Here is a 25844-nt window from a genome sequence, read left to right on the forward strand (position 1 = left end):
ACGCTGACGCTTATCCCGCTGCGTGATCGGCTAAAATCGAGCGCATGAACACCGCTAAAACCATGCCGCCTTGTTGTCATGCAACACCCATTGCGTTTGGGTGTTCCGCCAATGCCCGCGTAGTGGAACATTGTGGCGGGGAAGCGCCGTGAATCGCCCCGTGTTGCTGGTGTCGCATGGCTTTCAGCCCAATTACGAAAAAGCGTTTGCCAACGGATTGGCGCGCAATGGCGTGCCTGTCACGATGGTCACATCCCGCCGGTCGCTCGTGAAGGAACTCGACTCAGGCATCCGCACCGTTCCATTGCGCGGCTCGCAAGATCCCCAACGCTCCCGGTCTAGAAAAGCGTGGGGGTTGTTGGCCTACACGGCAAGGCTCTATGCCTTTCTCGCTATGTGCCCGCGGCGGGCGCTCCATCTGACCGGCATGTTTATCACGGCAAGCGTGCCGCTCGGGCTACTGGAAATCCTTGGATACCGCGTGCTCAGCCGTCGCCTGCTTCTGACTGTGCATAATCTGTTGCCGCACGACCAGCATACCTGGTTGAACAAACAGATCATGCGGCTTGTGTACCGGATCCCTGATCGATTGGTCGTGCACACTGAAAAGATGCGCGAAACCCTGTTAACGGAATGGGCCATACAACCTCACAAAGTGGTGGTGATGGAACATGGCGTGGATACACTTCCCGAACACCCGCAACCCTGGCAACCCGATGCCGAAGGCAGGTTACGGCTGCTGATGTTTGGCGCGGTATCCCGTTATAAAGGGATCGATATCGCACTGGAGGCGCTGGATGATTTTCCGGACTTTCCCGTTGCCCTGTCGATAGTCGGCGCCTGCAAGGATTCCAGACTGGCTGCCGAACTGGACAAACTTGTTGCGGAAGTCCCTGCGCCGCACCGTGCCGCTTGGAGTCGGGACTACGTGGAAGAATGTGCCGTGCAAGGGATTTTCGAGAGCGCAGACGCCGTTCTCCTGCCCTACCGACACATTGATCAAAGTGGCGTGTTGCTGACGGCCTATCGTTTCGGCATACCGGTTCTGGCATTTGATGTGGGTTCGTTCGCACATTACGTGACGCCCGAAACTGGCATCGTGGTCTCGGAACGCACCGCCACCGGTTTGCAACATGGAATGCGTATGCTGCGAGAGCGGCTTGGTCAGTTTGACCGGGAAAAGGTGCGCGACATCGCGCGCCACCATTTATGGGAGAACACAGTCGGTGTTTTGCTGCCGCATTATTCCTTGGGCGCTGATGCGTCTGTGTCTGCTACTCGCACTGATACCGACCTCATACGCCACTGATTATTTTGTCGACATTGTTGGGGGAAACGACGATTCATCGGGTATGCAAGGCGACGCGGGTAATGGCAATGGTCCTTGGCGCACGCTTGCACGAGTAGAGCGTGCCAACCTGGAGCCGGGTGACCGGGTGTCGCTGCGTTGTAATGGCGTATGGTTCGAGTCTCTGACGTTGCGGTTCAAGGGCACGGTGACAGCGCCTATCGTCATAGGGTCTTATGGTGAATGTGCGGGGCGCCGCCCCGAAATTCGGCCAGGTGGTATGGAGTTGTTTAAGGCTGACTTCAAACCAACAGAGTTTGGTTGGGCGGCATCGCTGGGCCAAGTGCCCGGCATGGTTTACACACGGGACGCTGTCATGCCCAGAGCCCGATTTCCGGCAACCCGCACACTTCCGCTTAACTGGGCTAATGGAAAAATTCAAGTGCAGTTGAAAACCTTGCCGGGCGCGCCTGACAGTTTGCGTGGCGCCGATTGGATCGTGCGTACAAACGATTACACCATCGAAGAGCGGCGAATCTATGGCGTTGACCCCTACGGCGCGGTTGCCTTTGCCAAACCATTCGCCATGAAACCAGCTGACGGCGCGGGATACTACCTTGAGGGGCAGCCCTGGATGCTGCCTGTGTCTGGCGGTTGGGCTTACGACCCGCAGTCGGCCATGTTGATTCTTCACAAAAAGCCCGATGCGTCCGTGTACGTTAACAACCAGCAGTTTGGCGTGAAATTGGACCAGTCAGCATATGTTCGGCTGCAAGGGCTGGCGATCCGCTTTGTCACGGGTGTGGGTGTCGAAGTGGCAGATAGCAGCAACATCGTGCTAGACAGCCTGGACGTGAGCGATGTCGGCGCTGCTTATGTTTTATCGGAGCAAGCAGACAATCTGGTTGTGAGTGGCCTGCACGGGCAGCGTTCCCAGCGTGACGGTGTGATTGTGAAGCGCGGCATGGGTGCCCAAATAACCGATTGCCTGCTCGAAGACGTGGGCGTATCAGCCAATCCGCGCAAGAGCGTTGCCGCGATACGCGTCGATGATGCCCCTGCATCCCTGATTGCACGCAACCGCATATACCGTACTGGGTATGCGGCCATCATGTTCGGCAAGGATGCAATAGTTGAAAAAAACATCATTGAGAAGTCGTGTCTGAAACTAGCGGATTGCGGTGCGATCTACACATCAGGCGCCCAAAAAAATCAGGGCTATTACAACGCGCGGGTGGAAGACAATCTGATCAGCGCTGTGCCGGGCGATCTTGAGGGGAGTACGAGTCGCAATACTTTGACTGCGGGGATTTATCTGGATGATGAATCGCGCGGCATTTATGTCAGGCGCAATTTTGTCGAGAAAGCGCAGCGGGGGATCTTCAGCAAGGCCACCGCTTCACACGTTTCCGACAATGTGCTGTTCGACAACGAATTTGGCTTAATGCTGAGTCGAACCGGTGCAATAGGAAGCGGGAAAGATGCAACGCATATCCTGAACAATCTTGTTGTGAGCAAAAATAAACAAATGCCGTTGCTGGTCAGCACGGAACATTCAGGGGCGGTGGCGGAAGTGCGGCATAACCGGGTACGGTCAGAGGCTGGGGCGCACGCATCCCAGTTCTGGATTGGCACCACCAGACAACCTGCTCCGCCAATATTGGACGTGGGTAAGATCAGACAGTCGCTTTCCTTTAGCAATACATCGGGTGCGCGCCAAACTTACACTTGTCCATTGGCGAAAGCCTTTTGCGGCAACCTGCGACAAGCTGATGGAGCGGTGGTCGGATGGCCGCTTGATTTGGCTCCCGGACAGGCTGTCGTTCTGATGGTTGGGGGCGGCGCATGAAAATTCTTCTATCTGCCTTCGCATTTGCACCCAATGTCGGCAGCGAGCCCGGCGTGGGCTGGCGTTGGGCGGCGGAACTGGCGAAGCAGCATGAAGTGACGGTGGTGACAGACGCGACCCGCCGGCCGTTAGTGGAGGCAGCCGGCGTACAACTGCCGGCCAATATGGAAGTGGTGTACTACCGGCCCACATGGCTGCGTGCCATGCCGCTGAATTCGACGACTGCCCAGGTGCTCTACACACTGTGGCAATTCGGCCTGTTGGGTCTCGCTCGGCGTCTGCATCGCAACCATGGCTTCGATTTGGCGATCCACATCACTTACGGGGTATTTCGTCATCCTTCGTTTTTGGGGTATCTCGGCATTCCGTTCATCTTCGGCCCGCTGGGTGGTGGTGAGGATGCGCCACTGGCATTAAAGCGTTCCATACGAGGCCGCGAAAAGCTCAAGGAGCTGTTGCGCTCACTACTCAACAAGGCAGCCTTGTTTGACCCGTTCTTGTGGATGGCTTTTGCCAAAACCACGTTGATCCTCACCAAGACGGAAGACACGCGCCGGGCGCTGCCGTGGCCGTTTCGAAGGCGCGCCGTTGTGTATCCGGAAATCGGTATCGATGCGCCAAAAGGCATCCATCCATGTCCTCGTCATGACGGGGAGCCCTTGCGTGTTTTGTTTGCTGGTCGCCTGCTGGGCTGGAAGGGGGCGCACCTGGCGATACGCGCGGTGGCTCATGCAATGGAGCGGGGTGTGCCGGTTGAATTCACGCTTCTGGGCCGTGGGCCATTCGAGGCTGAGCTTCGTAAGGTGGCTATGGCGGAGGGCATCCATGATCGTATTCGCTGGATAAGCCAGATGCCGCAGCAGGAGTTGTTTGCGCTGTATCGAACCATGCACTGTTTTTTGTTTCCTAGCTTGCACGACTCCAGCGGTAATGTGGTGCTGGAGGCACAGGCATTTGGTTTGCCGGTGATTTGTCTGGATATTGGTGGGCCTGTGACCTTGGTTACTTCTGAGACGGCTGTCGTTGTGTCAACCCGGAATCAGAACGAGCAGGGGGTGATACAGCATCTTGCTGATGCGGTTAAGAGACTTGCTGATAATGAACCTGGCCGTTTGGCGATGAGCCAAGCATCTTTAGATCATGTTCGAGGAGCTATGTCTTGGGGAAATCGTGCTTATGGAGTTTTTCCACTCATGGGACTGCCACAGCATGGAGATTAAAGCGTTGGTATTGGCGGCTGCTCGCAGGTTGCAAACGCGTATCAAGGCATTCACTTTCCGGAAGGTGCTGAGGCATGGCCATGGTTTGCACTTGGGGGCACGGACCAGAATTTGGGCGTCCGGCCGGGTAACCATCGGCGACAATGTATATGTCGGCAAGGATGTTCACATCGAGTGCAACGCTGATATTGGTGATTTTGTGATGATTGCCAACCGTGTGGCTTTGGTGGGTCGGCATGACCATGACTTTCGTACCGTTGGGGTGCCGGTGCGTTTTTCACCGTGGGTGGGTAGTACCAATCCGCCCAGCCCATACCGTGATGAAAAAGTGTCGATTGAGTCAGATGTCTGGCTTGGTTTTGGTGCTGTTGTGCTTTCAGGGGTGTGTGTTGGGCGCGGAGCTATTGTGGCTGCTGGTGCGGTTGTAACCAAGAGTGTGGAGCCTTATGCCATCGTGGGCGGGAACCCCGCGCGTCAGATTGGACGAAGATTTTCAGATGAGTCGCTAATAGCAGAACACGAGCAGCGTATCCGTAATGGAAAATTTGTGTTTTCCGAGAGAGGGTATGACGACTGGATTGTTCAACCTGGCAACCTGGATCAATAACTATCATGAAAAAAATACTGTTCATATTTGACCGAGTAGCGCACTACCACCAAGAGTTATTCAAGGGTTTGGAAAAGACGCTTCCAACTGTTGGGCTGGAGCTTTATCTGCTATCTGGCGAAACGAATCAATCCAATAAAGGGCGCGTTGGGTTGGGGAAATCCGTTATCGCGAAAGAATCGAAGTTCACATTCCGTGAATACAAAATTGGTAGCTTTATTTTGCGCCGCCACTTTGGAGTAATGGATAAAGTTCGTGAGATACAACCCGACATCGTCGTTGTTTTGAGCCACATAGGAAATGTATCGCACTGGCAACTAATGGGCTTGAAGAAAAAGATGGGCTTCAAGTTGGTTGCTTGGCAGTGTGGTTATGAATACAACCCCGGTACTTTGAAAGATTTTTTGCTGGGGAAATTTATTCCTCAATTTGATTATCACCTCGCCTACCACTCCAACGCGCGCGATTACGCACTAAGCCATGGCGCACGTGCGGATCAGGTTACTGTGATGCACAACACGATCAACGAGGAAAAGATTACGACCCTGCCCAAGGCCGAAGCGCGGGCGCTGGTGGTGGGCAGGCATCCCGAAATCGGTGATCGCAAGATCATTCTGTTTGTGGGCGCGGTGCTGGCGGAAAAGCGCATCGAGGTGATCTTGCAGGCGCTTGACTTGATGCACCGCAAGGATGCGGTGCTGGTGTTGGTGGGTGATGGCGAACATTTGCCTGCAGTGCGGCAGGCATGCGCGGGGCGCGACGATGTGGTGCTGACCGGCTCGATTGTGGAAGGTGTGGGCCCGTATTTCGATGCGGCCGAGCTGTATGTGCTGCCGGGTACTGGCGGGCTGGGAATCAATGAGGCGATGGCACACCGTTTGCCGATTGTCTCGGGCTTTGCCGATGGCAGCGCAGACGATCTGGTGGTGGATGGGGAAAACGGGTTTCGCTTGCGCGAGAGCACGCCGCAGGAACTGGCGGCCAAGATGGCGGCGATCCTGGATGACCCGGTACTTGCTCATCGCATGGGCGAATGCTCGCGCGAAATGATTACCGGCAAGTTTGCCTTCCGCGAATTTATCAACCGAATTGTGACTGAACTGACGAGACTGGCCCGATGAAAACGATCTACCTGGTGGCGGGTGCGCGCCCAAATTTCATGAAGATAGCGCCGATTGTGCGTGCGTTGCAGGCGCATGGCGGGTTGGAATACAAAATTGTGCATACCGGCCAGCATTACGACCGCGAAATGAACGAAGTGTTTTTCGAGGAGCTGGGGATTCCTGCGCCTGATGTATTCATGGGCGCGGGTGGTGGCTCGCATTCGGAGCAAACGGCAAAGATCATGCTGGGCTTTGAGCAGTTGTGTCAGGCTGCACCGCCGGACGTTGTGCTGGTGGTGGGCGATGTAAATTCGACCATTGCTTGTTCAATCGTGGCGAAAAAGCTGCATATCCCAGTGGCGCATGTGGAAGCCGGGTTGCGCAGCGGTGACCGGACGATGCCGGAGGAGATTAATCGTCTGGTCACCGATTCGATTTCGGACTGGTTCTTCGTGACCGAGCCTGCCGGGGTGGCGAACCTGCTGCGCGAAGGGCAGGCGCAAGAGAAGATTCACTTTGTCGGTCATGTGATGGTGGACAACCTTTTGTATCAGCATGACAAGCTTGAGCATGTGGATGCAGGTGCTTTCGCAACGGCGGCCTACAAGGCTGCGCAGCCACAATATGGCGTGGTGACGCTGCATCGGCCGTCGAATGTGGACGAGGCAGAGGCGTTCGCTGGGATCGGCGGTGCACTTCGAAAGATCAGTGAAACGCTGCCGCTTATTTTTCCAGTGCATCCGCGCACGCGCGCCAATCTGGAAAAATTCGGCATCGACCTGGGCGACCGGATTACGCTGACCGGCCCATTGGCCTATATGGAGTTTCTAAACCTGTGGAAAGACGCAGCGGTGGTGATGACTGACAGCGGCGGGCTGCAGGAGGAAACCACGGCACTGGGCGTGCCCTGCTTCACTCTGCGCGAAAATACCGAGCGACCGGTGACGGTGGATGAGGGCACCAATGTGCTGGTTGGAACGCAGCCACAAAACATTCTGGACGCTTATGCGGAGCTGGGTGAAGGCAAGGTAGGCCGCCGACCCGAGTTGTGGGATGGCAAGGCAGCAGAACGGATCGTGGCGATTTTGGCTGCCGATTTGGAAAAAAACTGAGCGATGCAGCTTGTGCGGACAACTGGCTCAGTACTCGGGGCGAATATCGATGCGTTGTCGTGGGACACCGCGATGTCTCGCCTGCTCGGCTGGGCACATGCGCACGAAAGTCGCTATGTGACGATCTGCAACGTGCACGTGGTGGTGAGCGCGTCGCGCGATGCGGCATATCGCGACATCATCAATGGCTCAGACATGGCGACGCCGGATGGCGCACCAGTGGCGTGGATGTTGCGGCGGCAGGGGTTTGCCAACCAGTCGCGTGTCAGCGGACCAGATCTGATGTGGGCGCTATGCGAGCGCGCGGCAAGTGAAGACCTGCCGATTTATTGCTACGGCAGCACCGACGCGACACTAGGATTGCTGGAGGCGCGTTTGCGGGTAGCGTTTCCGGCGTTACGTGTGACGACTGAGTCGCCGCCGTTCCGCACGCTGACTGCTGAGGAAGATGCGGCGGCAGTGGACCGGATCAACGCTAGTGATGCGGGTATCTTGTTCGTCGGCCTCGGCTGCCCCAAGCAGGAACGCTGGATGGCGGAGCATCGCGGGCGGGTGAACGCGGTGATGATCGGGGTGGGCGCGGCCTTCGATTTCCATGCCGGTACGGTGCAGCGTGCACCGGCCTGGATGCGTGACAACGGCATGGAATGGCTGCACCGCCTTGCGTCAGAACCGGGACGCTTGTGGAAGCGGTATTTGGTGACGAATACGCTGTTTATCCTTGGCGCAGCGCGGCAGTTTTTACTGGGACGTGATTGAATGTCGCACTCACGCCTTGCGTTGTTGGCAGCGCTGGTTTTGCTGGCGGCATATGTGTGGGGCAATAGCCAGCCCGAGGCGGCTGGATTGATTCCGCCACCATGGGACAAGCTCGCGCATATGGCCTGGTATGCGATTCTTGCCAGTCTGCTCTCGATGGGCCTTGGGCGTCGTGCCTGGCCATGGGTGCTGGTGGGCACGTTGTTGCTGGGTGGATGGGATGAATGGCATCAGTTCGCCCTGCCGGGACGTTTCCCCGGTGTCGATGATTGGGTGGCGGATGCACTGGGCGTGATGGTCGGGATTGCGATGAGCCACGCAATCTGGCGACACATGGATCAGACGCCATCGCGGTAGAGGCGAAATCCAGGTTTCGAGTCACAAGTTTCAAGTAGGCTGGGTAGCGTTCCTAACGAAGGTTTTTAAATGTGTTGATGGAGTGATCATGACGGTTGTTGCGGTTGTCGGCCTGGGCTACGTTGGCCTTCCCTTGGCGGTTGAATTTGGCAAAAAATTCGAGACGATCGGTTTCGATCTGTCGGATTCCAAAATCGCCAGTTACAAAAACTATTGCGATCCGACTGGAGAAGTCAGCACCGAAGACCTGAAGGCGGCGACCGGGTTGAGCGTGAGCACCGACCCCAGCACGATCTCAAAAGCGGACTTCATCATCATCGCCGTTCCTACGCCGGTTGATGAGGCTCATATCCCCGACTTCTCGCCGCTGGTCGGCTCCAGCACCACCGTCGGCAAATACATGAAGAAAGGCGCGACGGTCATCTACGAATCCACAGTCTACCCCGGCGCCACCGAAGAGGTCTGTATCCCGATCCTGGAAAAACTGTCGGGCATGAAATGGCTGCAGGACTTCCACGTTGGCTACTCGCCCGAGCGCGTCAACCCCGGCGACAAGGAACGCACCATCACCAAAATCATGAAAGTGGTGTCGGGCGACGATGCCGCCACGCTGGATAAAGTGGCCGAGTTGTACAGCAGCGTCATCACCGCGGGCGTGCATCGCGCCAGCTCGATCAAGGTGGCCGAAGCCGCCAAGGTGATCGAAAACACCCAGCGCGACCTCAACATCGCGCTGATGAACGAACTCTCGCTGATCTTTCACCGCCTCGGCATCGACACCCTCGAGGTGCTGAAAGCCGCCGGCACCAAATGGAACTTCCTGCCGTTCCGCCCGGGCCTGGTCGGCGGCCACTGCATCGGCGTCGATCCCTACTACCTCACCCACAAGGCCGACATGCTCGGCTACCACCCGCAGGTGATTTTGGCCGGGCGCCGCATCAACGACGGCATGGCGGCCTACGTGGCGCAACAGACGATCAAGGGCATGATTAACAACGGCGGCACGGTGAAGGGGGCCAAGGTCATTGTGTTGGGGCTGACTTTCAAGGAGGACTGTTCTGATTTGCGTAATTCCAAGGTCGCCGATCTGGTTAAGGAGTTGAGAGAGTTTGGTTGCGATGTTGCCGTGCATGACCCCATTGCCGAATCGGCGGAAGCCGAACACGAATACGGCATCAGCCTGACCCCTTGGGACCAGTTGCCCAGCAATGCCGATGCGATTGTTGCGGCGGTATCGCACAAGGAATATAAGGCCATGTCGCTGGCCGAGCTGACTTCCCGGCTGCGCAAGGGCGGTGTCTTCACCGATGTGAAGTCGGCCTACGACCCAGCCGCAATCAAGGCGGCTGGCTTCAACTTGTGGCGTTTATAGGCGCTGGCTTTGTGGCAGCAAACGTGGCCTGGATGTAAGCGAACGCAATTGCGAAAGAATTTCTTTTGAATAGGAAACGAGTGTGATTTTAGTCACCGGCGGCGCCGGCTTCATCGGCGCAAATTTCATTCTCGACTGGCTACGCGTCAACGATGAGGCGGTGCTCAATCTGGACAAGCTCACTTACGCGGGCAATCTGGAAAACCTGGCCAGCCTGAAAGGCGATACGCGCCATGTGTTCGTGCAGGGCGACATCGGCGACCGCGCGCTGCTGGACAAACTGCTGGCCGAGCATCGCCCGCGCGCGATCGTCAATTTTGCGGCGGAGTCGCATGTGGATCGTTCGATCCACGGGCCGGAGGATTTCATCCAGACCAACGTGGTGGGCACCTTCCATTTGCTGGAAGCGGTGCGCGGGCACTGGACGAATTTGCCTGATGACGAGAAGGCCGCGTTTCGCTTTCTGCATGTGTCTACCGACGAGGTATACGGATCGCTGGAGCCGGGCGATGCGCCGTTCACCGAGACCACGCCGTTCGCACCCAACAGCCCTTATTCGGCGAGCAAGGCGTCGTCCGATCATCTGGTGCGGGCCTATCACCACACCTACGGCCTGCCGGTGCTGACGACGAACTGCTCGAACAATTACGGGCCGTACCAGTTCCCGGAAAAGCTGATTCCGCTGATGATCCTCAACGCCACGCGCGGCAAGCCGCTGCCGATTTACGGCGACGGCATGAACGTGCGTGACTGGCTGTACGTCACCGACCATTGCTCGGCGATCCGCACCGTGCTGCAGAACGGCGCACTCGGCGAGACCTACAACATCGGCGGCTGGAACGAGATGCCGAATATCGAGATCGTGAAAATCGTGTGTGCGCTGCTCGACGAGATGCGCCCCGATTCCGCCGGGCCGTATGCGCGGCTGCTGACCTATGTGAAGGACCGCCCCGGGCACGACCGCCGCTACGCCATCGACGCCAGCAAGGTTCACCGCGAACTGGGCTGGAAGCCGGCTGAAACCTTTGAGACGGGTATTCGCAAGACGGTGCGCTGGTATCTGGACAATATGACTTGGGTGGAAAATGTGGCCAGCGGTGAATACCGCAAGTGGCTGGATACGAATTACGCCGAAAGGGGGGCGCAATGAGTCGCAAGGGAATTATTCTGGCTGGCGGTTCCGGTACCCGCCTGTATCCGGCCACGCTCGCCGTATCCAAGCAGCTGCTGCCGATTTACGACAAGCCGATGATTTACCACCCGCTCACCACGCTGATGCTGGCGGGGATCCGCGACATCCTGATCATTTCGACGCCGCAGGATACGCCGCGCTTTACGCAGCTGCTGGGCGACGGCAGCCAGTGGGGGATCAATCTGCAGTACGCGGTGCAGCCGAGTCCGGATGGGCTGGCACAGGCTTTTGTGATCGGTGCGGACTTTGTCGGCAACGGCCCGAGTGCACTGGTGCTGGGCGACAACATTTTTTACGGCCACGAGATGACCGAAGACCTGCTTGCCGCCAGCGCAGAGGAAGCAGGCGCCACCGTGTTTGCCTACCGGGTGCACGACCCGGAGCGCTACGGCGTGGTGGAGTTTGATGCCAATGGCCGCGCGATCAGCCTGGAAGAAAAACCGGCGCAGCCGAAGTCGCATTACGCCGTCACTGGCCTGTATTTCTACGACAACGAGGTGGTGGACATGGCGCGCAACCTGAAGCCGTCGCCGCGCGGCGAGCTGGAGATCACCGACATCAACCGGATGTATCTCGACGCCGGCGCGCTCAAGGTGTCGATCATGGGCCGCGGCCATGCCTGGCTCGATACTGGTACCCATGAATCGCTGCTGGAAGCCTCGATGTTCATCGAGACGATCGAAAAGCGTCAGGGCCTGAAAATTGCCTGTCCCGAAGAAATCGCCTATCGCCAGAATTACATCTCGGCTGAGCAGGTGGCCCGGCTGGCCGAGCCGTTGAAGAAGAATGCGTATGGGCAGTATCTGTTGAACATGTTGAACGAGCAGGTGTTCTGATGAAAGCGATTGAAACCCGTCTCCCCGGCGTGCTGCTGCTGGAGCCCAAGGTATTCGGCGACGCGCGCGGTTTTTTTCTGGAAAGCTGGAACCGCCAGACTTTTGCCGAGCTGGGGCTCAATCTGGATTTTGTGCAGGACAACCACTCACGTTCGAGCAAGGGCGTGCTGCGTGGCCTGCACTATCAGCTCAATGAACCGCAGGGCAAGCTCGTACGGGTGCTGAGCGGATCGGTGTTCGATGTGGCGGTGGATTTGCGCAAATCCTCGCCGCATTTCGGGCAGTGGGTGGGCTATGAACTGTCGGCCGACAACCAGCGCATGATGTGGATTCCGCCCGGCTTCGGCCATGGCTTTCAGGTGCTGTCCGACAGCGCGGACTTCCTCTACAAGACCACGGCCTACTACGCGCCGCAGTGGGATCGCGGCGTGCGCTGGGACGACCCGGCCATCGGGGTGGAATGGCAGCTCGATGGCGCGCCGACGTTGTCGGCCAAGGACCAGGTGCTGCCGCTGCTCAAGGATGCGGAAGTCTACCCATGACTACCGCTCCCCGCATACTCCTCACCGGCGCCAGGGGCCAGGTGGGCTGGGAGCTGCGCCGCACGCTCGCCAGTCTGGGCGAGGTGGTCGCGCTGGATTCCCGAACCCTGAATCTGGCCGACGCCGACGCGGTGCGTCGCACGGTGCGCGAGATCGCGCCGGCCATCATCGTCAACCCGGCCGCGCATACGGCCGTGGACAAGGCCGAGAGCGAGCAGGATCTGGCGCATGCCGTCAACGCCATCGCCCCCGGCATCCTCGCCGAGGAAGCGGCGCGGCTCGACGCACTGCTGGTGCATTACTCCACCGATTACGTGTTCAATGGCAGTGGTGCCACCGCGTGGCGTGAAGACGATGCCTGCGACCCGCTCAACGTCTACGGCGCGAGCAAGCTCGCCGGCGAGCGCGCGATTGCCGCCAGCGGCTGCCGCCATCTGATCTTCCGCACCTCGTGGGTGTATGGCGCGCGCGGCAGCAATTTCCTGCTCACCATGCGTCGCCTGATGCGCGAACGGCCCGAGCTGAAAATCGTCTCTGACCAGATTGGCGCGCCGACCTGGTGTCGCGATCTGGCCGAAGCCACCGCGCTGATCCTGAGCCAGGTTTCGGCGTGTGGCTTCGATCGATGGGGCGTGTACCACATGAGCAATGGCGGCGAGACCAGCTGGCACGGCTTTGCCGAGGCGATCCAGGCGCTTGATGAATTCGACGAAACCTGTGCGCCGGCCCGCTTGCTACCCATCCCCAGCAGCGACTACCCGACCCCGGCCCGGCGGCCACTCAATTCGCGTTTGAACAACGACCGGCTGGCGCAGGTGTTCGGCTTGCGCTTGCAGGACTGGCGGGCGGCGCTGGCGCTGTGCATGGCAAATTGATGGGCACGTCTGTTTGCGTACCTATTGCCTGAATATATCCATATCAGTATATTTGCCACATGAAGCCCATTCGATTTCTGGGTAACGCGCTCAAATGTCTGCGGGATTTTCCAGACGATGCGAGGCAGGACGCGGGCTATCAGTTGGATAAGCTGCAGCGGGGTGGGCAGCCGGATGATTTCAAGCCTATGCCATCGATAGGCAAGGGCGTTGAGGAAATCAGGATATGGGACGATGCGGGCACTTATCGAGTGATCTACACGGCGCGTATGGCTGATGCCGTAGTTGTATTGCATGCTTTTCAGAAGAAGACGCAGACGACGTCGAAGCGAGATCTGGAAACTGCCAGGGAGCGCTTCACCCAATTAGTGAAAGGCCGAAAATGAGCAAGTCAGAAACGTACGCGAGTGTATGGGATGCCATCGTCGATACCCCTGAGCAGGCAGCGAATTTGCGCGCCAGGGCCGAACTCATGCAAAAAATCGCGGCCATCGTGCAGGAAAGCGGCTGGACTCAGGTGGAGGCAGCTACGCGCTGCGGTGTGACCCAACCGCGTATGAACGATCTTTTACGCGGACGTGTGTCGCGTTTTTCGTTGGATGCGCTGGTGAATATCGCCACTGCGATTGGCCGTCGGGTGCATGTTGAACTTGAGGCGGCCTGATGTTCCCGTTCGAGTCTGGCGAATCGTGAGTCCGTCAAACGCCGGAATCAAACTGCAACGTTATGGGATCAGGATGTTTGTTTGGTGATGAATTGATCAGACACCCGCCCACAAGAAATCAGGAGAAATTGAATTGAAAGTCTTGCTGACCGGCGGCGCCGGCTATATCGGTTCGCACACTGCAGTGGAATGCCTGGCGGCGGGACACGAGGTGGTGGTGTTCGACAACCTGTCGAACAGCAGCGTGAAATCGCTCGACCGCGTGGCGCAGATCAGCGGCAAGCCGGTGGCCTTTGTGCAGGGCGATATTCGCGACCGCGCGGCTTTGCGCAAGTTGTTCGCCGAGCACGCCATTGACGCGGTGGTGCATTTCGCCGGGTTGAAGGCGGTGGGCGAGTCGGTCGAAAAACCGCTGCTGTACTACGACAACAACATCGCCGGCAGCATCGCGCTGTTCGAGGTGATGGCGGAGGCGGGCGTGAAGGCGGTGGTGTTCTCGTCGTCGGCCACGGTGTACGGCGATCCGGCGACGGTGCCGATCACCGAGGATTTCCCGCTGTCGGCCACCAATCCGTATGGCCGCTCCAAACTGTTCATCGAGGAAATCCTTGGCGATATCGCGCTGTCGGACAAGGCCTGGAATGTGGCCTTGCTGCGTTACTTCAACCCGGTGGGCGCGCATGAATCAGGCTTGATCGGCGAAGATCCGCAGGGTATCCCCAACAACCTGATGCCGTTTGTGGCGCAGGTGGCGGTGGGACGTCGCGCGCATCTGAACGTGTTCGGCGGCGACTATCCGACGCCGGACGGCACCGGGGTACGCGACTACATTCACGTGGTCGATCTGGCGCGCGGGCACGTGGCGGCGCTGAACAAGCTGCTTGGGTTGGGCGGGGTAAAAATCTGGAATCTGGGCACCGGCTGTGGCGTCAGCGTGCTCGACATGGTGCGTGCATTCGAAGCAGCCAGCGGCAAACCGGTGCCGTATCAGATCGGGGCGCGCCGCGCCGGCGACGTGGCGCAGTGCTGGGCCGACCCGGCACGTGCTGCGCAGGAACTGGGCTGGCGTGCGGAATACGATTTGCCGCGGATGTGCGCCGATGCCTGGCGCTGGCAGGCGGGTAATCCGGACGGCTACGCTTGAAAAAAGGTGAGCGGTGAGCGCTTAGCGCTTGCCGAAAATGCCGCGTCCGCGGAAATACTGTACCCCCAGCCAGCCGCCGAACAGCCCGCCCAGGTGGGCGAAATGGGCGACGCCCGCTGCGGTGTTGGTGACCCCGAGAAACAGTTCGATCAGGCCGTAGCCGAACACGAAGGTGCGCGCGGGGATCTGGATGAAGGGCAGAAAGATGATGCTGATGACGCGGTTGGGAAAGTACAGCGCGTAGGCCAGCAGCAGCCCGAACACGCCGCCGGACGCACCGATCACCGGCCCGGTCGCGTGCAGGAAAAAGCCACTGACGGCGATTTGCGTCATCGCGGCGACCGCCACGCTGAGCAGGTAGGTCAGCAGATAGCGCAGGTCGTTCCAGCGTTTTTCCAGCTCGGCGCCGAACATCCAGATCGCCGCCATGTTGAATCCCAGATGCAGCAGCGAGCCGTGCAGGAAACTGTAGGTGATCAGCTGCCAGTAATGGAACGCGCCGCCCGAGCCCGGCGGCCACAGGCCGAAGGTGCGGACGATGTCGGGGCCGGTGAAGATCCCCAATGCATAGATCAGGACATTCAGCAGGATGAGGGTGAAGGTGATCGGCGGCATGGCGGCTCGGTTGGGATTTAGCGAAATTGTAATGCGAGGCGGGACCCTGTTAGCAAGATTCAGGATTCTGTTCCATGAGCCGAACGGGTCAGCTGGCGAGCATGCTGGCGACATGATGCGACAACATGCGGCGCTTAGTCTTCGTGGATTCCTTCCACTTGATCAAGGGTTGTGCCATGCATCGTTTCAAACGTGTTCCGTTGTCTGTTGCGCTGGGAAGTCTGTTCCTGTCGGGCGCGCTGGTTTCGAATGCAGCGCTGGCGGACGTCACGCCGCAGTTGCTGCCGTATGCGCAGGACTGGTCGAATACCGGCCTGATCACCACGACCGACGACTGGAGCGGCGTGCCGGGCGTGATGGGCTATCGCGGCGATACGCTCACCGGCGCAACCGGCGCCAACCCGCAAACGATCCTGGCTGACGGCACCGGCGTGCTGGATATCAACGCCAACCAGACTGCGCCCAATACCTTCAATACTGGCGGTGTCGCCGAATTCGAGCTGGCCGATCCGAGCATTGCGCTGACGGGTTCCGGCACCGCCGATGCGCCTTTCATCCTGCTGAACCTCAACACCAGCGGCTGGCAGGCGATCCAGGTCGGCTATCTGTTGCGCGATCTGGACGGCTCGGCCGACAACGCCATCCAGCCGGTGGCACTGCAATATCGCGTCGGCGCCAGCGGCAACTTCACCGATGTGCCGGCCGCTTACGTGGCCGATGCGACCAGCGGCCCCAGCCTCGCCACGCAGACCACACCGGTCAGCGTGGTTTTGCCGGCGGCAGCTGAGAACCAGCCGCTGCTGCAGCTGCGCGTGATCACCAGCAACGCCGGCGGCAACGACGAATGGGTGGGGGTCGACAACCTGAGCGTCACCGGCACGCCCAGCGGCGGCGCGGTCAACCTGCCCATCGTGGCATCCTGCCCAGCCGGCTTGTCGGTGGTGGCAGCGGGATCGGGTAGCGTCATGCTCGCCGCCAGCGACGCCGACAGCGTGGTCGACAGCGCAAGCATCAGTGCCGGTGCGCTGGCCGGGATTTCGCTCGGCAGCTTCTCCGCCGCGACGGCGGACGGCGAAGCGGCCAGCGTGTCGCTCGACGTGTCGGGGCTGGCCGCCGGCAGCTATCCGGTGCAGATCAGCTTTGCCAACAACGAAGCGCAAACCACCACCTGCACCGTGACGGTGACCGCCACCGGCCTCACCCGCATCCCGGCGATCCAGGGTAGCGGCAGCTCCAGTCCGCTGGCCGGGCAGACCGTGACGACCGAAGGCCTGGTCACCAAACTCAACAACAACGGTTTCTACCTGCAGGACGAAACGGGCGACAGCGACGCCGCCACCTCGGACGGCGTGTTCGTGTTCACCAGCACGGCGCCGACCGTGAGCGTGGGCGACCGCGTGCGCCTGACCGCCAAAGTGGTGGAATTCAACACCGGTGCGGCCAGCAATGCGAAGACGCTGGCCAACCCGCTGACCGAACTGTCCAACGTGAGCGGGCTCACCGTGCTCGCCAGCGGCCTCGCCATTGCGCCGACGCCGATCGTGTTCCCGGAAGCGAGCGAAGGCGATCTCGAACGCGTCGAAGGCATGCTGGTGGAAATCGCCACGCCGCTCACCGCTTCGCAGAATTACTTCCAGGGCCGTTATGGCCAGATCACGCTCGCCGCCGAAGGCCGCCTGATCAAGCCGACCAATCTGTATCCGGCCGGCAGCGTCGATGCGCAGAACTTGGCTGACGACAACGCGCGCCGCCGCATCCTGCTCGACGACGGCACCAGCCTGCAGAATCCCAACCCCACGCCCTACATCGGCGACGACAACACGCTGCGCGCGGGCGACACGCTGCCCGGCCTGGTCGGCGTGGTCGACTACGGCCTGGCCACCAGCAGCAACACCGGCATCGCCGATTACCGCATCCATCCGGTGGGTGCGCTGAACTTCACCCGTTCCAATCCGCGTACCGCCACCCCGCCGGCCGTGGGCGGCAACCTGCGGGTCGCGAGCTTCAACGTGCTCAACTACTTCACCACGTTCATCGACGGCACCACCGCCGACGGCCAGAGCGGGCAGGGCTGCTCGCTCGGCGGCGCAGTGTCGGCCGGCAATTGCCGCGGCGCCAACAACGCTGCGGAATTCATCCGCCAGCGCGACAAGATCGTCGCGGCGATGGCGGCAATCAATGCCGACGCCGTGGGCCTGATCGAAATCGAGAACAACGGCGAGACAGCGGTCGCCAATCTGGTGGCGGCACTCAACGCGGTTCTGGGCGCAGGCACGTACGCCAGCGTGGGCTTGCCGACGGGCGGCACCGGCACCGACGCCATCCGCATGGCCATGATCTACAAGCCGGCAAAACTGGCTCCGGTCGGCGGCGCGCAGAGCGATACCGCGGCGATCCACAACCGTCCGCCGCTGGCGCAGACTTTTGCGGCGGCGAACGGCGAAAAGTTCACCCTCATCGTCAATCACTTCAAGTCCAAGGGCAGCTGCCCGAGCGGCGGCGGGGCCGATGCCGACCAGGGCGACGGCCAGGGTTGCTGGAACGATCTGCGCGTGCAGCAGGCGCAGGCCCTGCATGGCTTCGCCGCCAGCGTCGGCGCCAGCAGCGAGTCGCGCGTCCTGATCATGGGCGACCTCAATGCCTACGGCCGCGAAGAACCGGTGATCGAATTGCTGAACAGCGGCTACGCCGACCAGGTCTCGCGCTTCAGCGGCAACGCCGGTTATTCCTACGTATTCGATGGCGAGTCGGGCTACCTCGACCACGCGCTGGCGACGCCGAATCTGGCATTGCTGATCAGTGGCACGGCCGGCTGGCACATCAACGCCGACGAGCCCTCGATCATCGACTACAACACCGAGTACAAGCAGCCCGCGTGCCCCACCTGCGGCCCCGACTACTACACCGCCACGGCGTACCGCTCGTCCGATCACGACCCGGTGGTGGTCGGCCTCAGCTTGCTGAAATCGCTGACCGGCACCGCCGGCCGTGATGTCATCAGCGGCACGCCGGGCGACGACGTCATCAGCGGCGGCATCGGCGCCGACACGATCAGCAGCGGCGCGGGCAACGACGTGATCGTCTATGCCTCGATGCGCGATGCCGGCGACAGCGTCACCGACTTCGCTCCCAGCCTCGATCGCCTCGATCTGTCGGCCCTGCTGGCCAGCCTCGGCATCAGCCAGGCCACGGCGTTCGCTAACGGCCATGTGCGCGTGGTCAGCGTCAGCGGTGGCGCCAGCGTGCAGATCGATGCTGACGGCGCAGTCGGTACGGGTGCCTATCGTCCGCTGGCCACGCTCAGGGGCGTGAGCGCGGCGGCGGTTGATCCGGAGCGCGATCTCGGCTTGTAAGCGCGATGCGGCAGCCGGGCAGGGGCCCGGCTAGAAAGGGCGGCCGTCTGCAGACGGCCGCTTTTTTTTGTCCCAGCGTGGGGGTATGAGCCAACCGGCTTATCGGGTGCGCCATTTCAGCGCGAAGCCCTGACATATTCACCCGCTACGATGCATCACAGTCGGGCAGAGCAACCGGGCATAGATTCAGTGCCGCCACGACCATAAAAAGCCTTACAAAATAAAGCAACACATAGTGCGCGTGAAAAGCAGTCGGCCTCGGGTTCCCCGAAGCCAGAACAGCCGCAAGGCTGCTCACTCCTGTCGTCGTTGATTCGCTCAACGACATCTCACGCGCTCGCCGGAACGGTGCTGCGCGGCATTACCTATTGCAGTTTCCATTCTGGCGAGCGCGGGAATTTGTTTGCCGGGTTTTCTCCCGGCAAGCCGGTCGGACCGCAACGGTCGCCATTCGATTTCCAGTGTCGCGCCGCGTCGCAGGTGGGCGGAGCGGCAGCGTTTGTCTTGTCCACCGCCATCACAATTATTAAAGGAATCGTTCCATGAAGCGCGTGAAAGCAATCCAGTCATTCCCTCTTCGTTCCGCTTTGCTGCTGGCGGTGCTGGCTATGGCCAGCACCGGTGCGCAGGCGAGCGTGACGCTCAGAAATGATTCGGGGGTCATCCAGATTGGCGGCAATATCGTCATTCGACAGCCGAGCCTCCCGACCACGGTCACCCCGCCCGCCGCCTCGCTCGGCAATGCCTCGGCTTCGTCGCAGGTCAGCGGCAACATGAATTATTCGGTGGGTTCGAGCTACGGAAATTTCAGTGAAAGCGACCAGAGTGCGGACGGTTCGACCGTGGCGCTGGCGCTGAGCCGCAAGGGCTTTGGTTACCAGTCCGAGGCCGCATCAACCGGCACCCGGCTCAAGGCGCACGCCGAAACGCAGTGGACGCAAAACACCGACAGCAATGGCAACAGCACCGGTTACGGCAGCAGCTCGGCGTCCGCCACATCGAACTGGAGCGACTGGTTCGTGATCTCGGGCGGCACCGGCCTCGGCACCGCCAGCTTCATGGCGCAGTTGAACGGCACGCTGCAATCGACCGCGAACGGCTCAGCCAATTTCGGCCTGACCGTCGGTTATTCGACGAATACCTATTGCTACTACTGGTACAACACCTGTACCGCGGCCGATCAGAACCAGACTCTGGTCAGCCAGAGCACCAGCCTGTCGGGCAAAAGCAAGACCACGCTGTCGCAGGGCATCGAAGGCGAGTTCACTTTTGCCTATGACACGCCGTTCCGGCTGACGGCTTCGCTGAATGTCGGCGCGTCCAACGGCAGCCTGGCGGATGTCAGTTTCGATACCCTGAGCCACAGCCTGGTGTTGCCGCTGGGGGTGAGCCTGCAGAGCGCGTCGGGCCTGTATGTGCAGGCCGTTCCCGAAGCCGAGACCTACGCCATGATGCTGGCGGGCCTGGGGTTGGTGGGCTTTGCTGCTGCGCGCCGCAAGACGAATCGGTGAGCGGTAAGTCGTGAACAGTAAGAACGGGCGACCTGCGGGTCGCCCGTTTTTTCTGCGCCGAACGGCTCATGTGAATTCCATTTTGACCGGTACGAAATGTCACGCGCGATCCGTACATTGCTGGCGTGATGGCGCGACTTGTGCGTCGAATGTTTCGTCCAGCCCCGCTTGTGTGGCTGTCCTGTTGCCGGTTAATTCAATGGAGTTTCAGCAATGAAGTTCGCACTCAAGTCTCTCTCGCTCGCGGTATCGTTTTCGGTTCTGAGCTTCAACCCGGCATGGGCGGAAAGCCTGACCGTGTTGCACATCGGCGACCAGGAATCCTGGCTGATTTCGGCCCAGGGCAACCTGCGCGACAACGCCAGCCAGGGCATTTCGTTCTACGGCGGCGTCGACCGCCTGGCCAGCGTGATTGCCGCCCGCAAGGCCGCCGCGCCCGGTACCGTGATCACCCTCAACGCCGGCGATTCGTTTTTGCCGGGGCCGCGCCTCAACGCCAGCTTCGTCAATCTCGCCACGGCCCACCCCGACGGCGGCCAGGATTTCTACGACGCCATCGCCAGCCGCCAGATCGGCTTCGACGCCACGACCTTCGGCAACCACGAATTCGACCTCGACAACACCGGCCCGGTCGCCGCCCGTTTCGCCGAAGTGTCCGGCACCACCTACCTGTCGGTGAACCTGGACTTCAACGTGTCGCCCGAGCTGGCCGGTCTGGTTGCAGAGGGTGTGGTCGCACCGTCCAAGATCATCACCACTGCCGGCGGCAAGAAGGTCGGCATCGTCGGCGCTACCACGCCGCTGCTGCCCGGCATTTCTTCGCCGCCCGCCGGCATCATGAAAAACTGGAGCGCGCTCAATACCGAAGCGCAAAACCTCGCCAACATGATTCCGCTGGTGCAGGCCGAGATCGACCGCCTGCGCAACAACGAAGGCGTGAGCGTGATCGTCGTCATGAGCCACTTGCAAGGCGCTCAGAACGAAATCAACACCCTGGTGCCCGGCCTGCGCGGCGTCGATCTGGTGATTTCCGGCGGCGGCCACGAGTTGATGTCCGACCCCGACGATGCGCACATCCTGAGCTACGGCGCGCCGGTCATCGCCCCCACGTTCAATACCCACCCGGTTTACTCGACCGACCTCGACGGCAAATCCATCCCGGTCGTCACCGGCCACTTCGGCAACCGCTACGTCGGCGAAGTCAGCTTCACCCTCGACGATGCCACCGGCCTGGTGACCAGCCTCGACAATACCCGCATGATCCGCGTATCGGGCGCTGCCGCCGATGCCGACAAGGTGACGCCCGACGCCACCCTCAACGCCACTGTGGTTACCCCGGTACTGAACTATGTCACCGCGCTCAATGCACAGATCATCGGCAGCACTGCGACCAAGCTCAACGGACCGACCCATGCGTCCTGCACCCCGGTTGCACCGGCCACGACCTGCCAGTTCAGCGAAGGCGTGCGTAACGCCGAAACCGGCATGGGCAACCTGGTCGCCGACGCGATGCGCTTTGCCGGCCATACCGACGTCGCCATCCAGAACGGCGGCGGCATTCGCGCCAGCATCGGCGTGCCGGGCAACGTCACCGTAGGCGACACGTTCAACATCCTGACCTTTACCAATCTGGTCAAGCGCGCACCGGCGATGAACGCCACGCAACTGAAGGACATCCTCGAACACGCCGTCGGTGCAGCCAGTGCGACCGGCGCGGCCAATGGCAAGTTCGCGCAGATCTCCGGCATGCAGGTGATCTACGACACCAGCAAGACCGCGCGCAGCACCGTGGTGAGCAATGTCGGCACCGGCGACCGCATCCGCCGCGTGGTACTCGACGACGGTACCGTGCTGATCGACAACGGCGTCGTGGTCAACCCCAGCCGTAGCTTCTCTTTCACCACCATCGACTTCACCGCCAACGGCGGCGACAACTATCCGTTTGCCGTCAATGGCGTGGTGTTCGAAAACGACCCCTTCAGCATCACCTATCAGGAAGCACTGTCCAACTTCATCCAGGCGTCCAAATCCATTGGCGGTCTGCAGCGCGCGAGCGCAACCGATGGCGATGAAATCACGGTGAACCTGTACGGCGAAGAAAACGCTTTCGACCGCTACGGCCGCCTGATCGACCTCAACGTCAGCGCAATCGTCGCCGGCCAGAGTTTCAACGGCAATGCCGCCCGGAATGTCATCGTTGGTACCGCAGGCGACGACATCATCGGCGGCGGCTTGTCCGCCGACACGCTGACCGGCGGCGCCGGTGGCGACACCTTCGTCTACACCTCAATGCGCGATGCCGGCGACACGATTGTCGACTTCACGCCGTATGCCGACCGTATCCAGCTTGGCGGCCTGCTCGCCAGCTTGGGCTACAGCGGCAGCGACGCGGTGGCCGACGGCTACGTGCGTGTGGTCGACGTGACCGGCGGCATCAGCCTGCAGATCGACGCCGATGGCGCCTTCGGCCCGGCTGCGTACCGTCCGCTGGCCACGCTGAAAGGCCTCACCGCCAAACAGTTCGCCCCGGCGCGCGACCTCGCGCAGTAAACAGGCAAGGGCGGGGCGGCGGTCCGCCGCCCCGCTTGCCTGATTGATCAGACCACCCCAATTTTTTTATTCTAAGGAAGCATCATGACGTTCAAGAAATCTATCGCAGCCGTTTCGTTCGGCCTGTTGTTCGCAGCCTTTGCACCGGCCCAGGCCGCCGTTCAAACCTACACCTTCAGCGGCGCGATCGATGCGGGCCCGCTGCTCGGCGAAACCTATGCCGGCAGCTTCAGCTTCGACGACGCAGCCCTCACCGGCACCGGCGCCGAGTGGCTGGCCGTCGACAGCCTGGCCATGAATTTCATGGGCAGCAGCTTCACGCAGGCAGATGTCGCCTTCGGCGCGGCCGTCGAAGTCGGCTACTACGACGGCGCATTCCTCGGCCTGTCGTATTCCGTCGACTCGGCTGCCTATCCGTTCAGCTTCGTGACGGGCAGTGTCGACACCAGCGATGCCTTCTTCGCCACCGACAGCAGCTCGGGCTCGCTGACCTACGCCGCGGCCGTTCCCGAGCCGCGCGACTGGATGCTGATGCTGGCCGGTATCGGCCTGGTCGGCGTGATGGTCGAGCGCGCCAAGCGCCGCAGTATCTGAATCTGGCGCTGTCGTCCCCGAAGCGGAGGCTTGGGCCATGATGCTCGCCGGTCTGGGTCTGGTCGGTTTCATGGCGCGCCGCAAATCGCAGCGCACCTGAGCAGCCGCTGACGTTGCCTTGAGAAACCCGCCGCGAGGCGGGTTTTTTATTGCCGTTTTTTTCTGCCGAAAACAGACGTGTTGTATGACAGATCGAGTTTTCGAACCCTGCCGAACGGCTCATGTTTATTCATTCTGATTCCTTATTGCATGTCATCGACACGGAATAAAGTGAATCTAGTTGATCGAACCCGGCAGGCCCGGCAATCAACTTGATTTCCGCTATCCAATTCCAATCAGGAGCTCTTCCATGTTTGCACGCAAGCCACTCAACGTCATGCTGTCCTTCGCCCTCGTCGCGATGGCCGGTGCTGCTCACGCAGCCGTCCCCTACACCACCTCTCCTCTGCCTGTCGGCGACGCCGCCGAAATGACCAGCCCCTATGTGCTGGCCCCAGGCTGGACCCAGAAAGTCATCGCCAACCAGACCAACCAGGTTGCGCTGGGTCAGGGCAATTCGGGCAACTGGGACATGATCGATTCCAACCACACCGGCGTCGATGCCAACCGTTACCTGTTCATGCCGTTTGAAACCAGCACCGGCGGCGTGCAGCGCGTCGATCTGTGGGACACCAACTACAACACCCGCACCGTCACCATCGTGGCGCCCGGCACCCAGAGCTTCAAGTCTGGCGACGCTTCGCGCTGGACCCCGTGGGGCACCTACCTGACAGCCGAAGAATCATGGAGCGATCCGACTGTGACTGGCGGCACCGCCGGCACCAGCATTTATGGCCGTCTGTTCGAAGTCACCAACCCGACCACGGCTGCGGCAAACGGCGGCAACTTCGTGCACCGCAAGATCGGCCCAGCCGACATTCGCGCGTCGCACGAAGGCCTGGCGTTCGACAAAGCCAACAACTTCTACTTCATCGACGAGCGCAACGACAGCCACATTTTCAAGTTCACCTCGTCCAACCCCAACGCCACCAACGGCGCTGATTTCTTTGGCGCTGGCCAGACCTCCGTGCTGCGCGTAGGCGATGGCACCGTTCAGGAAGCCACCGGTGCCTATACCTGGGTTGCGCTGACTGATGCTTCCGGCAACGCATTGCCCGGTACCATTGTCGGAACCGATGGCAATGGCCTGACGATTCTGGATGGCCGTGCCACCCCGAATGTAGCCGATTTCCTGGGCACCAACTTCGATCGCCCGGAAGACATGGAAATCCGGACCCTGGCCGATGGTTCGCAGCAGCTCTTCGTCGCGACCACCACCAACAACACCGTCTTCTCGATGGATCTGGACGATGCCGTGATCAGCAAGTTTGTTGATAACAACACAAAAGACGGTGCGACCGGCGTAGCCGTGGGCTCGGTTTTCAGCAGCCCGGACAACCTGGCAATTGACGAAAACGGCACCATTTTTGTCGTCGAAGACCAGCCGGGCGGTGTCGAAAACCTCTGGATCACTGTGGATGCCGACAAGGACGGCGTGGCCGAATCCATGAGCGTGTTCGCGACGCTGGCTACCGCAGGCGCCGAATCGACCGGCATGTATTCCCTGAACGGCAAGTTCTACGTCAACGTTCAGCATCCCACCAGCGGTAACTCCCTGCTGGTTGAGATCGCCCCGGTTCCCGAAGCCGAAACCTACGCCATGATGCTGGCTGGTCTGGGTCTGGTTGGCTTTGCGGCCGCACGTCGCAAGTCGGTCAAGTAAGCAGTAAGCAGTAAGCAAAGCGGGCGGCCTACGGGTCGCCCGTTTTCATTGTGGGTGCGTGTTTGTTAAAGACCACAGCGTGGTTGCCGTTGCCATTGCAGTGCCGTCATCCGGATGGCCTCTATTCGCCGTATGAGCCAATCAGCGCATCAAACTCGCTGCGCTGACGGCGTCTCCTGAAACATTCCTCCCCCAGAATTTCCATCGTCGAAGAAGCAGACGGACATTGATCCGCATGCGTCGGCCACCCATTGTGCTGTGCTGAGAAAGGCAAAGGACAGGGGTCAAATAAAGCAACAAGCAGTGCGCGTGAAAAGCAGTCAGGCGTTGGCAGTTTCGACGCCAGGGCAGTCCAGTTCAGTGGCATGCCCGACATCCTGTCGTCGCTGGTTCGTCCAGCGATATCTCGCGCGCACGCCGAAGCGGTGCTGCGCGGCCTTGGCTTCCAGATTCCGGTTCGACGTGCGCTTGAGCGGGTGTTTCGCGGGCAATCCGTCCCGTGCAGGCAAACGCCTGCCGTCAGGGTTTGCCCTATTTCG

At 60.4% G+C, this 25844-nt stretch carries 22 protein-coding genes and 1 pseudogene; 22 read left to right on the plus strand and 1 reads right to left on the minus strand.

The window, feature by feature from the left end:
- Window positions 1-148 precede the first annotated feature (148 nt).
- The 16 genes from IV098_RS00160 (at window position 149) to galE (ending at window position 14920) form a co-directional block, all read left to right on the plus strand.
- Window positions 149-1309 (plus strand): glycosyltransferase, encoded by a 1161-nt coding sequence (locus IV098_RS00160; RefSeq protein WP_296885230.1) that lies wholly within the window; start codon window positions 149-151, stop codon window positions 1307-1309.
- The gene (locus IV098_RS00165) at window positions 1260-3137 is read left to right on the plus strand and encodes a right-handed parallel beta-helix repeat-containing protein (RefSeq protein WP_296885232.1); all 1878 of its coding nucleotides are present in this window, start codon (window positions 1260-1262) and stop codon (window positions 3135-3137) included. Before IV098_RS00160 ends, IV098_RS00165 begins: the two co-directional genes overlap by 50 nt.
- Window positions 3134-4357 carry a glycosyltransferase family 4 protein gene (locus IV098_RS00170; protein WP_296885234.1) on the plus strand — a complete coding sequence of 408 codons (1224 nt, stop codon included), beginning with the start codon at window positions 3134-3136 and terminating at the stop codon, window positions 4355-4357. The genes IV098_RS00165 and IV098_RS00170 overlap by 4 nt, the downstream gene beginning before the upstream one ends.
- Window positions 4347-4964, plus strand: coding sequence for a DapH/DapD/GlmU-related protein (locus IV098_RS00175; RefSeq protein ID WP_296885236.1), 618 nt, complete (start codon window positions 4347-4349; stop codon window positions 4962-4964). The genes IV098_RS00170 and IV098_RS00175 overlap by 11 nt, the downstream gene beginning before the upstream one ends.
- 5 nt (window positions 4965-4969) lie before the next feature.
- Entirely contained in the window at window positions 4970-6085 is a 1116-nt protein-coding gene (locus tag IV098_RS00180; RefSeq protein ID WP_296885238.1) for a glycosyltransferase family 4 protein, read from the plus strand.
- Entirely contained in the window at window positions 6082-7179 is a 1098-nt protein-coding gene (gene wecB, locus IV098_RS00185) for a non-hydrolyzing UDP-N-acetylglucosamine 2-epimerase (protein ID WP_296885240.1), read from the plus strand. The genes IV098_RS00180 and wecB overlap by 4 nt, the downstream gene beginning before the upstream one ends.
- Before the next feature lie 72 nt (window positions 7180-7251).
- On the plus strand, window positions 7252-7938 hold the full coding sequence (locus IV098_RS00190) for a WecB/TagA/CpsF family glycosyltransferase (RefSeq protein ID WP_296885242.1): 687 nt from the start codon (window positions 7252-7254) through the stop codon (window positions 7936-7938).
- Window positions 7939-8295: a VanZ family protein gene (locus IV098_RS00195; protein WP_296885244.1), complete on the plus strand. Its 357-nt coding sequence runs from the start codon at window positions 7939-7941 to the stop codon at window positions 8293-8295.
- Between the two features lie 88 nt (window positions 8296-8383).
- Window positions 8384-9667: a nucleotide sugar dehydrogenase gene (locus IV098_RS00200; protein WP_296885246.1), complete on the plus strand. Its 1284-nt coding sequence runs from the start codon at window positions 8384-8386 to the stop codon at window positions 9665-9667.
- Between the two features lie 82 nt (window positions 9668-9749).
- Window positions 9750-10817: a dTDP-glucose 4,6-dehydratase gene (rfbB, locus tag IV098_RS00205; RefSeq protein ID WP_296885248.1), complete on the plus strand. Its 1068-nt coding sequence runs from the start codon at window positions 9750-9752 to the stop codon at window positions 10815-10817.
- Complete coding sequence (gene rfbA, locus IV098_RS00210) at window positions 10814-11695, plus strand: glucose-1-phosphate thymidylyltransferase RfbA (protein ID WP_296885250.1); 882 nt, start codon at window positions 10814-10816, stop codon at window positions 11693-11695. The genes rfbB and rfbA overlap by 4 nt, the downstream gene beginning before the upstream one ends.
- Complete coding sequence (gene rfbC / locus IV098_RS00215; protein ID WP_296885253.1) at window positions 11695-12237, plus strand: dTDP-4-dehydrorhamnose 3,5-epimerase; 543 nt, start codon at window positions 11695-11697, stop codon at window positions 12235-12237. Before rfbA ends, rfbC begins: the two co-directional genes overlap by 1 nt.
- On the plus strand, window positions 12234-13112 hold the full coding sequence (rfbD, locus tag IV098_RS00220) for a dTDP-4-dehydrorhamnose reductase (RefSeq protein ID WP_296885255.1): 879 nt from the start codon (window positions 12234-12236) through the stop codon (window positions 13110-13112). Before rfbC ends, rfbD begins: the two co-directional genes overlap by 4 nt.
- Before the next feature lie 59 nt (window positions 13113-13171).
- A complete protein-coding gene (locus IV098_RS00225; RefSeq protein ID WP_296885256.1) occupies window positions 13172-13498 on the plus strand; it encodes a type II toxin-antitoxin system RelE/ParE family toxin in 327 nt (108 codons plus the stop codon).
- A complete protein-coding gene (locus tag IV098_RS00230) occupies window positions 13495-13776 on the plus strand; it encodes an XRE family transcriptional regulator (protein WP_296885258.1) in 282 nt (93 codons plus the stop codon). The genes IV098_RS00225 and IV098_RS00230 overlap by 4 nt, the downstream gene beginning before the upstream one ends.
- A gap of 133 nt (window positions 13777-13909) precedes the next feature.
- Window positions 13910-14920, plus strand: coding sequence for a UDP-glucose 4-epimerase GalE (gene galE / locus IV098_RS00235; protein ID WP_296885260.1), 1011 nt, complete (start codon window positions 13910-13912; stop codon window positions 14918-14920).
- Between the two features lie 21 nt (window positions 14921-14941).
- Here the strand turns inward: galE and IV098_RS00240 are convergent, their stop codons facing one another.
- Window positions 14942-15535, minus strand: coding sequence for a rhomboid family intramembrane serine protease (locus IV098_RS00240; RefSeq protein ID WP_296885262.1), 594 nt, complete (start codon window positions 15533-15535; stop codon window positions 14942-14944).
- A 176-nt stretch (window positions 15536-15711) separates the two neighbouring features.
- Between IV098_RS00240 and IV098_RS00245 the strand changes: the two genes are divergently transcribed.
- From IV098_RS00245 to IV098_RS00270, 6 genes and pseudogenes are all read left to right on the plus strand, one after another.
- Window positions 15712-18888, plus strand: a complete 3177-nt coding sequence (locus tag IV098_RS00245) for an ExeM/NucH family extracellular endonuclease (protein WP_296885265.1) — start codon at window positions 15712-15714, stop codon at window positions 18886-18888.
- Between the two features lie 542 nt (window positions 18889-19430).
- Window positions 19431-20399, plus strand: a complete 969-nt coding sequence (locus tag IV098_RS00250; protein ID WP_296885267.1) for a PEP-CTERM sorting domain-containing protein — start codon at window positions 19431-19433, stop codon at window positions 20397-20399.
- A 213-nt stretch (window positions 20400-20612) separates the two neighbouring features.
- Window positions 20613-22949, plus strand: a complete 2337-nt coding sequence (locus tag IV098_RS00255) for a 5'-nucleotidase C-terminal domain-containing protein (protein WP_296885269.1) — start codon at window positions 20613-20615, stop codon at window positions 22947-22949.
- Window positions 22950-23033: 84 nt separating this feature from the next.
- The gene (locus IV098_RS00260; RefSeq protein ID WP_296885271.1) at window positions 23034-23543 is read left to right on the plus strand and encodes a PEP-CTERM sorting domain-containing protein; all 510 of its coding nucleotides are present in this window, start codon (window positions 23034-23036) and stop codon (window positions 23541-23543) included.
- A gap of 19 nt (window positions 23544-23562) precedes the next feature.
- Window positions 23563-23643: pseudogene (locus IV098_RS00265) on the plus strand (PEP-CTERM sorting domain-containing protein); the annotation flags it as partial.
- 249 nt (window positions 23644-23892) lie between these two features.
- Window positions 23893-25305 carry an alkaline phosphatase PhoX gene (locus tag IV098_RS00270; RefSeq protein ID WP_296885273.1) on the plus strand — a complete coding sequence of 471 codons (1413 nt, stop codon included), beginning with the start codon at window positions 23893-23895 and terminating at the stop codon, window positions 25303-25305.
- The last annotated feature ends 539 nt before the right edge of the window (window positions 25306-25844 follow it).

The sequence above is a fragment of the Thiobacillus sp. genome (assembly GCF_018780105.1).
Classification (GTDB): Bacteria; Pseudomonadota; Gammaproteobacteria; order Burkholderiales; family Thiobacillaceae; genus Thiobacillus.

Bases quoted from the DNA above. Each gene is read 5' to 3' on its own strand.
- IV098_RS00165 (WP_296885232.1), top strand. From the start codon at position 1,260: ATGCGTCTGTGTCTGCTACTCGCACTGATACCGACCTCATACGCCACT.
- IV098_RS00170 (WP_296885234.1), top strand. From the start codon at position 3,134: ATGAAAATTCTTCTATCTGCCTTCGCATTTGCACCCAATGTCGGCAGC.
- IV098_RS00175 (WP_296885236.1), top strand. From the start codon at position 4,347: ATGGAGATTAAAGCGTTGGTATTGGCGGCTGCTCGCAGGTTGCAAACG.
- IV098_RS00180 (WP_296885238.1), top strand. From the start codon at position 4,970: ATGAAAAAAATACTGTTCATATTTGACCGAGTAGCGCACTACCACCAA.
- wecB (WP_296885240.1), top strand. From the start codon at position 6,082: ATGAAAACGATCTACCTGGTGGCGGGTGCGCGCCCAAATTTCATGAAG.
- IV098_RS00190 (WP_296885242.1), top strand. From the start codon at position 7,252: ATGTCTCGCCTGCTCGGCTGGGCACATGCGCACGAAAGTCGCTATGTG.
- IV098_RS00195 (WP_296885244.1), top strand. From the start codon at position 7,939: ATGTCGCACTCACGCCTTGCGTTGTTGGCAGCGCTGGTTTTGCTGGCG.
- IV098_RS00200 (WP_296885246.1), top strand. From the start codon at position 8,384: ATGACGGTTGTTGCGGTTGTCGGCCTGGGCTACGTTGGCCTTCCCTTG.
- rfbA (WP_296885250.1), top strand. From the start codon at position 10,814: ATGAGTCGCAAGGGAATTATTCTGGCTGGCGGTTCCGGTACCCGCCTG.
- rfbC (WP_296885253.1), top strand. From the start codon at position 11,695: ATGAAAGCGATTGAAACCCGTCTCCCCGGCGTGCTGCTGCTGGAGCCC.
- rfbD (WP_296885255.1), top strand. From the start codon at position 12,234: ATGACTACCGCTCCCCGCATACTCCTCACCGGCGCCAGGGGCCAGGTG.
- IV098_RS00225 (WP_296885256.1), top strand. From the start codon at position 13,172: ATGAAGCCCATTCGATTTCTGGGTAACGCGCTCAAATGTCTGCGGGAT.
- IV098_RS00230 (WP_296885258.1), top strand. From the start codon at position 13,495: ATGAGCAAGTCAGAAACGTACGCGAGTGTATGGGATGCCATCGTCGAT.
- IV098_RS00240 (WP_296885262.1), bottom strand. From the start codon at position 15,535: ATGCCGCCGATCACCTTCACCCTCATCCTGCTGAATGTCCTGATCTAT.
- IV098_RS00245 (WP_296885265.1), top strand. From the start codon at position 15,712: ATGCATCGTTTCAAACGTGTTCCGTTGTCTGTTGCGCTGGGAAGTCTG.
- IV098_RS00250 (WP_296885267.1), top strand. From the start codon at position 19,431: ATGAAGCGCGTGAAAGCAATCCAGTCATTCCCTCTTCGTTCCGCTTTG.
- IV098_RS00255 (WP_296885269.1), top strand. From the start codon at position 20,613: ATGAAGTTCGCACTCAAGTCTCTCTCGCTCGCGGTATCGTTTTCGGTT.
- IV098_RS00260 (WP_296885271.1), top strand. From the start codon at position 23,034: ATGACGTTCAAGAAATCTATCGCAGCCGTTTCGTTCGGCCTGTTGTTC.
- IV098_RS00270 (WP_296885273.1), top strand. From the start codon at position 23,893: ATGTTTGCACGCAAGCCACTCAACGTCATGCTGTCCTTCGCCCTCGTC.